This window comes from Allocoleopsis sp. (assembly GCF_036703385.1).
Taxonomy (GTDB): domain Bacteria; phylum Cyanobacteriota; class Cyanobacteriia; order Cyanobacteriales; family Coleofasciculaceae; genus Allocoleopsis.
Genome location: NZ_DATNPA010000469.1, coordinates 1 through 7,078, shown reverse-complemented (window position 1 = coordinate 7,078; position 7,078 = coordinate 1). Strand labels below are relative to the sequence as shown.

Here is a 7,078-nt window from a genome sequence, read left to right as displayed (position 1 = left end):
ACCTTCATCAATCACAGTATATCGTTGCATCAGACGAGAAGTTTACAATTAGTGTGGACATTGAATTCAATAGCAGCCCGCTGAGCAAACTTCTGATGTGCTTGGGTACAACGGTTAGTGTTGATTTCGGCTTCGAGGGCTTTGGTTCGGCTGCATCTGAAGTAGATGTCAACGCCAGCATCGTGACGGAGAAAGATAAATTTATCTACACTATCTCCAAGGAACTGACTCCAGAGCAAGCCAAGCTAACTCCTGGACTCTATGAAATTGGTGCTACTGTCACCGTTGGCCCTGGCAATCATCCTTGCGCTCAGTACATCTATGGGTATGGCTATATTGAAGAAATCCTGCTTCAAGTTTACCCCGCGATGTAAGTTTAGGTTTAACTAAACCTCAGCGTTGATAAACCGAGTGTTGTTATTTCTGAGGTACCCAGGAAACAACACTCTGACTGGCAGGTTACTTGTACCTGCCAGTTTTTTCATCGAGAATCAGTAGAGCGATTGCCCAATCAATTCAAAATAGGGAACCTTCCGGGTTACAAGTATCTTGGCTACTTATTATGTGCCAACTCAATGCACAAAAGCTGATTAATCGGTTCGGTTTGCCTCTGCTAGCAAAGTGAGGAACAGGCGATGACTACATCACTTAAAGGTAAGAACCTAACCAATATCAACGGGAAAAACAGTGATGACTTAACTAAAATCAAAGGAATCGGACCCGTTAAGCAAAAATGGCTCAAGGAGTTGTTCAATATCCACACCTGCCAGGACTTGGCCCAGCTTTCAGTTGATGAAGTTGAGTCACGCCTAAAAACCCAAGGACATACTGTCTCAAAAAGTGAGATTGAAGGATGGATTGCTCAGTCTCAAGCACTTGCTACTGCGGAGCTATCCTCACAGCCGTTTGTTGAGTCCTCCGATAGAGGAGAAGAGCAATTCTCGAATCTCCCAACTCAGGAAAGTGAATTATTCCAGCACGTCATGGCCTTAGCAGATACAGAAGCAGAGCAACCTCAAAGTTCCTCAACAACAGAAAGTGAATTACCCCAGCGAATTCTACCATCACCCAATGTAGAAGCTGGGGCTATTGTTTCTCCTTTAACAAATCAAGATGAATGGCGGAAATTTGCCTCCTTTCGAGTAGAGTTTCAGTCCCGCATTACTGAAGAACAGGGAGAGGAACAAAGAACAATAATTCACTACATCGAGGCTAATAAATTTCAAACGTGGTCTGAGATTGGAGCCGATCAACTCCAAGAGTGGATGCTGGAACAAATCAGTGAACAGATGTGCCAGTCATTGGCAGCCGAGAGTCCAGTTGCGGTACCACCGATAACCCTAGAAATCACCCAGATACGAGCCTTGCAAGCTCACCAAACTCCAAGACCAATGGTTGTTGCCAAGGGTAATCGAGTGTTTCCATACCCTCTGAGTTATGAGACACCTTTCGCGCTTGAAGTTGGGTTTAATCTGACTGGGTTGACGGCACTTCATCTGACCAATAAGCAGGTTGAGTACTACGCTCAATTTCACGTTCGTAATCGAATGACGGGTGAAGTCATCCATTTAGGTGATACAGAGTCAGCTACTCTTACGAAAGGGCAACTCTCTTATACAGCCGTGCTTGCTGATATCACGATGGAACCAGGAGTCTACCGCTTACAGGCGATCGTGAAACTTCAATGTGTACCTGTGACTCTAGGCAGCTTCAAGGTGCCACTGCTTCAAGTCGTCTAGCTCAGTCTTTGAACAATGAACTCTTTCAATTGGGAAAGTTTCTTAAGACAGTGGAGTCGAGAATTAATAGAATCCATGATGGATAACCCAGAAAGACTGCCACCAGCTGTCATTGAATCCAAATGGTTAGGGTATCCGGGTGCGACAGAGGAGCAAATTGCTCGTGCGGAAGCTCGTTTGGGAATGGCTCTGCCTCCCTCCTATCGAGAGTTTCTCAAAGTCACAAACGGTTGGCGTCAGACAACACCGTTCATTTATCGACTCTGGTCTACTGAAGATATCGAATGGTTTTCTGTCAGACATCAAGATTGGATTAGTGCTTTTGTAGAACGCTATGGGAATAGCTCTCTGAATCTCGATCTCTCCGGCAATGGTCGCCTCGTTACGCCTTCGATTTCAGATGCAGACTATTTGATTTACGGCGATGAGCAAGATTGCAGCAAGTTGCGAGTCGAGTATCTGCACAAGGTTCTAGAAATCAGCGACATCGGGGAGTCAACCATCTATCTGCTCAATCCGCAGGTGATTACTGAGGATGGAGAGTGGGAGGCTTGGTTTTTTGGTGATTGGCTGCCAGGAGCGGATCGATACCGCTCTTTCCAAGAAATGATGTTGGCTGAGTATGAAAATTTCTTGGAATTAAGAGAGAATTCATCACAGCAGGTCGAGGAATCAACCAATACGGAAACCACAGAAAACGACCAGTCTCTACCTGATATCCAGTGTTCAAATCAGCTATTAACTAACTGTCACAGTAGAAAAGGAGGAACTGTCGAGAAAGCAGAAGAAGCCCTACCTTGGATTGCACCTAGCTATGAGGAAAGGGCATCCTTACAGCGGGTTGCGGAATCTACGGATCTTACTGTTGAAGAACACTTCTCCACAACCGTTGGGAAAAAACAATGGTCATCACTAGCCTCATTTACGGTAGAGTTTCAGGTTAGACAACTTCAATCTGGGGCAGAGCAACGGGCGATAGTTTGCCATATCGAAACCGACACTGTTAAAATCATTGGGTCTGCTCTAGAGAGTAAGCAACTCTGCCAGTGGATGTTAGAGCGGCTTAATCCAGCAATGCGATCGCTCAACACAGGTGATTCCCCATCTAGATGATACAACAGTTCCCCGGCTCTGAATCAGGCTTCTTAAACAACCATGTGTTTGGACACGAGCTTAAAATCATCAGGGATGTACTAATTGCAGATACTTGTCATGCTTCAATGGGTACCTTTCATTTCTACTGAAAAGTTAAGCGAAAATTTATCAATAACATTGATGATGCTTTTAAGATTTCTGAAAATCTCCGGTTAGATAAAAAAAAGAATTATGAATTTAGTAGTGTTTATTAAGGCAGTAAGAAATAATAGCAATAATCAAATTGTTTTTGATATAGATAATTTGAAATTTTTTTGCTTAAATAAAGACGAGGATTGCTGAGCAGATCAGGGTCGGCTACATCATTAACCTATTGGTATTCAGCGAAGGCAGCGTTGACTACAAATAAACTCAGCGATTATCTCCCTGATTCTAATTAAGTAGGTAGTTAATAAACCAATTATGTAACAGTATGTAAATCTGGTTTAAAGCTTAATTGCGGGAGCCTGGATTGATTTACAAAACTAAACATAGATAGTTTTAATTGCGCCTACCTACTTAGAGGACTAGTGCAACAAGAGTTGATATTACTCTTGGTACTAAAATTGTGAGTTACTTCTACCTACACAAGATGGTAGGTTGGCAATATAAACTTCGGAGTGTATCTATCAATTCGGATGGATGTAATGAAAGAGGTTTTTGATAGACATGGCAACTACCAACTTAAGCAATGTTATCCCTGTTACTGAAAGACCAACCTCTGGGACAAAATCGCTAAAATCTACCTCATTTTCTAAAAACCTTGAGCAACATTCTATACTACGGCCTGGAGCGATTGAAAATCTCATTGAGGGCATTTTGATTCTCAGCGATCAAAGAGAGCTCATTTATGCCAATGATAGTGCCCGTCGAGTTTTGCGGCAATTGAATCACTATCGATCGCCTGCTAATTTAGTTCCCATTGAAATCTGGCATGTTTGTCAATCGTTAATACAAAGCCGCAGTTTATTTCCGAATCAACGTTGGCAAATGGAGTCTGAAATTTTGACCGATGACTTTACCACTTTAAATATTCGAGCTAGATGGCTGAGGTTAGAAACGATCCAACATCCCTGTATTTTGATTACGGTGGATGATCGGTATCAAGTGATCGAGAATATAGCTCTGGAAGAAGCCCAAAAATATGGACTGACTTCCCGTGAACAAGAGGTTTGGTTGCTGCACCGAGCAAACTACCCCTACAAAAAAATTGCCTCAGAATTGTGCATTACTCCAAACACGGTGAAGAAGCACATGAAAAGTATTTATGCCAAGCAAAAGGAGATTTGCGGTATTGATAACTAAGAGAAGCGGCTTGACGGCGTAATCTGAGAATAAGGCAGAAGTCAGAGGACAGAAGGAATAAGATTTTTCTGTTGTGAGCGCCGCTGCTGGTGTTTAATTTGAAGACGCACAAATTCCCATCCACCTACTGGGTGAACTCATATCACTCAACCTATTAGGCTGTGGCGGTTCAGTCAACAGCTCTAAAGGAGAGTCTATTGATTTGGCGTTCAGCCCATCGCTGAGGTTAAAAGTCTAAGTTGCTCAACGGAGTCAAGAGCAATCAAATAAACACGGCTAGCCAGATTCTCGAAGTTTTCTAATTCTTCAGAGGTAAAGCCCTCTGGCGCAGGAGTGTGCCATTTAATCCCCGTTGAGTCAACACTGACAGAGAGTTCATTATCGAAGGAACTCAAATTCACAGTCAGCCTTTTTCTTAGTTCAGGATTACTTGGCGTTAAGCCCAACAGGAGAGTACATTGTGGATGGTCAAAGCTGAAAAACATTGTGTCAGCTTCCATCCAACCTCCTCCACCCTGAACAGGAAAATGTTGGCGGTACGCCCGTACTATACGACGGCAAAAGCCTCCAAGGGAATTAGCGCTCACGGCTTACCTCTGTCTAAATTTGAGGGATGATCCTAAGTTTCGTTAAAAGAATGATACTGCTCCTCAACCCTCAGTAGGATATAAAGGCTAAAATCTGAGCGATCGCAATTCAGGAGAATTGTTTCTGCATTTAACGGCTCATGAAGGGTTCTCATGTCCAAGTTGCCCCTATCAACTGCACGCTCTCTAACCTCACCATTTTTACGACAGCTCCTGATACTGAGTATCCAGAAACGATTCTTCATCAGCACGAACCATTTTCACTGCGAGTCACGGTGGAGTTTGGGGGATGTGGTGCGATCGCATTAGTACCGTTGTGCCTGTGTATCAAGGTAAGCTTTTTCGCGGAACCTTGTGGTCTGGGTTCTAAAATTGAACTCGGTGATACCTCTGTTGATACATCTGCCAAGCTCTTTACCTACACTCCTACATTAGCGATCGCTACACCCACATCCGTTGGGCTAGTTGCGGAAGAAATTTACCAAGTTACCGCTGTGTTGCGTGTGGGAGCACCGAATTCACCAGCCTTAATCATCGGTTTCATCGATGGATTAGTTATACAAATTTACTCTTAAGTTTCCCTTAAAAAATGGCTACCCGTTTAAGCCAGGACAGATGTTCATGGTTGATAGTTCATAGTTCATTGCTTGACCCCATGAACCATGAACCATGAACCATTAGGTCAAGTTTCCCGCTTTAAGTTGATAGCCAAAAATCTATATAGAAAATATTTAACCCCCTCCTGTTAACAGGAAGGGGGCTTAGGGTAGGGATTCTAAAAACTTGCTGCAAGAATTCAGCTGTTCCTAGGGTAATTCTTTCAACGTCTCTGCTCTCAACTAGAGACGAATAGATATGTTGCCTGTCTTACGCCTCTACCCACACTAGTGGCAAATTTCAAGACTCTGTCCTAGCTAGTCAAATCGGCTGGCTGTAAAGATGTGCTTCGCATCCCACTTGGCTAGCATATCGCTAGTTCGGGATTAGAACTCGCTCAGTCCGCCACACCGTCTGACTCCAGATGATCGGTACCGAGCTACTGCTACACCACTTCCAGCCTGCTGAGTTTGGCGCAATGCTGGAGATATGGATTGTTTGTTCTCGCTGAAAGCTTGTGTCTCTGGTTCTTCCGTTGAGCGATATTTTAGATCAAACTCAGGTTCAGAAAATCGCAGGACATGACCCTCACTGAATACCTTGGTTTCAGTTGAGGAGAGTTCCGGAAAGAGTGTTTGCTTTTCAGAATAGAGAGATTGTTCATCGTTGACGCTTACTGGTTGAGAGACTTGAATTTTTGCCATTTATAAATAACCCCAAGGTAGTGCTTAACAAAAGTTAGTTACGGACTCAGACATTACTAGAATTTCTCCGCCCTCCTGCGTCACGCTCGGTAGATGCACCAAAAATATCTGTAGCTAACGATAAGCGCTGCTACGATAACCTGAGGACGGGGATTTACTTCATAGCTAGTAGCTACTAACTGATAGCTACCAACTAACCCCTATCGCCATTTCTCTCCTCTTATTGAAATGGTGGGGGTTTGTAAGGTGATTGATTGGTCAATATCCGGAAAGTTTTAAAGCGATGCTAGAGGTATCGTGATCTTGTTCTGCTTAGAGACTGCGACCGATTTTTCTTTGCTTAGTGTTTTATAGGTTTGTTTTATCCGGAATATTGATTGCTTTAGTCTAATATAGAGGAATGTGCTGAAAAGCAGTGACAAATTTAAGAATTATTAAGATTTTTAACGATGATAATTTCTCTGCCTTATTTATGGTTGGTTTTTGGATACGCTTGTACTAAGTGGTCGTGCCGTTAATCAGCCGTTAGTGAACGAGCGAGATGCTCATCCTATAGGAGCTTCAGCAATTTTCCAAAGCAAGATGCCATCCTCTTAGCTAAGAAGCAAGCGGCTCTCGCCCATTTTTCCCGACTAGCTTATCTAAGTCGATTGGGTTAAGGAAAACAGTTGCTCGGCGAAGGATTCAATCAAATCACGGTACGCTAACTTATCTCGCCAGGATGGGGGTATTCCCTGTGCCCCATAGAAGGCTCCGGCTAACTGTCCATAAACGGCACCCGTTGTATCGGCGTCGTCGCCTAAGTTGACGGCTAGGAGACAACCTTCTTCAAAGGATTTACTGTGATAAAACGCCCACAAAGCGGCTTCTAAGGATTCCCCCACATAGCCTGTTCCTCTAATCTCTGGCGGTTCGCGGTGTTTAAACGACCCTGCCGCAATTTCGTCGATTTCGTCAATTAACGGATGTTCTTCCCAATAGTCGGGAATTGGGCTGTAGTGACTTGAAAGTA

At 43.6% G+C, this 7,078-nt stretch carries 8 protein-coding genes; 5 read left to right on the top strand and 3 right to left on the bottom strand.

The features are described from left to right. From V6C93_RS22955 to V6C93_RS22940, 4 genes are all read left to right on the top strand, one after another. A partial coding sequence (locus V6C93_RS22955) for a hypothetical protein (protein ID WP_333478994.1) occupies positions 1 to 374 on the top strand: 374 nt, incomplete at its 5' end. A gap of 261 nt (positions 375 to 635) precedes the next feature. Further along, positions 636 to 1,739 carry a hypothetical protein gene (locus V6C93_RS22950; protein WP_333478993.1) on the top strand — a complete coding sequence of 368 codons (1,104 nt, stop codon included), beginning with the start codon at positions 636 to 638 and terminating at the stop codon, positions 1,737 to 1,739. 15 nt (positions 1,740 to 1,754) lie between these two features. Next, complete coding sequence (locus V6C93_RS22945; RefSeq protein WP_333478992.1) at positions 1,755 to 2,852, top strand: SMI1/KNR4 family protein; 1,098 nt, start codon at positions 1,755 to 1,757, stop codon at positions 2,850 to 2,852. A gap of 690 nt (positions 2,853 to 3,542) precedes the next feature. Next, the gene (locus V6C93_RS22940; RefSeq protein WP_333478991.1) at positions 3,543 to 4,178 is read left to right on the top strand and encodes a helix-turn-helix transcriptional regulator; all 636 of its coding nucleotides are present in this window, start codon (positions 3,543 to 3,545) and stop codon (positions 4,176 to 4,178) included. Positions 4,179 to 4,387: 209 nt separating this feature from the next. Here the strand turns inward: V6C93_RS22940 and V6C93_RS22935 are convergent, their stop codons facing one another. After that, on the bottom strand, positions 4,388 to 4,765 hold the full coding sequence (locus tag V6C93_RS22935) for a hypothetical protein (protein ID WP_333478990.1): 378 nt from the start codon (positions 4,763 to 4,765) through the stop codon (positions 4,388 to 4,390). Positions 4,766 to 4,905: 140 nt separating this feature from the next. Here V6C93_RS22935 and V6C93_RS22930 point away from each other — a divergent pair, with 140 nt between their 5' ends. Continuing rightward, positions 4,906 to 5,340, top strand: coding sequence for a hypothetical protein (locus V6C93_RS22930; RefSeq protein ID WP_333478989.1), 435 nt, complete (start codon positions 4,906 to 4,908; stop codon positions 5,338 to 5,340). Positions 5,341 to 5,748: 408 nt separating this feature from the next. Here the strand turns inward: V6C93_RS22930 and V6C93_RS22925 are convergent, their stop codons facing one another. Both V6C93_RS22925 and V6C93_RS22920 read right to left on the bottom strand, forming a co-directional pair. Then, a complete protein-coding gene (locus V6C93_RS22925; protein WP_333478988.1) occupies positions 5,749 to 6,066 on the bottom strand; it encodes a hypothetical protein in 318 nt (105 codons plus the stop codon). 641 nt (positions 6,067 to 6,707) lie between these two features. Beyond that, positions 6,708 to 7,078: ADP-ribosylglycohydrolase family protein (locus V6C93_RS22920; RefSeq protein WP_333478987.1), on the bottom strand; the 371-nt coding region annotated here is incomplete at its 5' end.

Bases quoted from the DNA above. Each gene is read 5' to 3' on its own strand.
- V6C93_RS22950 (WP_333478993.1), top strand. From the start codon at position 636: ATGACTACATCACTTAAAGGTAAGAACCTAACCAATATCAACGGGAAA.
- V6C93_RS22925 (WP_333478988.1), bottom strand. From the start codon at position 6,066: ATGGCAAAAATTCAAGTCTCTCAACCAGTAAGCGTCAACGATGAACAA.
- V6C93_RS22940 (WP_333478991.1), top strand. From the start codon at position 3,543: ATGGCAACTACCAACTTAAGCAATGTTATCCCTGTTACTGAAAGACCA.
- V6C93_RS22930 (WP_333478989.1), top strand. From the start codon at position 4,906: ATGAAGGGTTCTCATGTCCAAGTTGCCCCTATCAACTGCACGCTCTCT.
- V6C93_RS22945 (WP_333478992.1), top strand. From the start codon at position 1,755: ATGAACTCTTTCAATTGGGAAAGTTTCTTAAGACAGTGGAGTCGAGAA.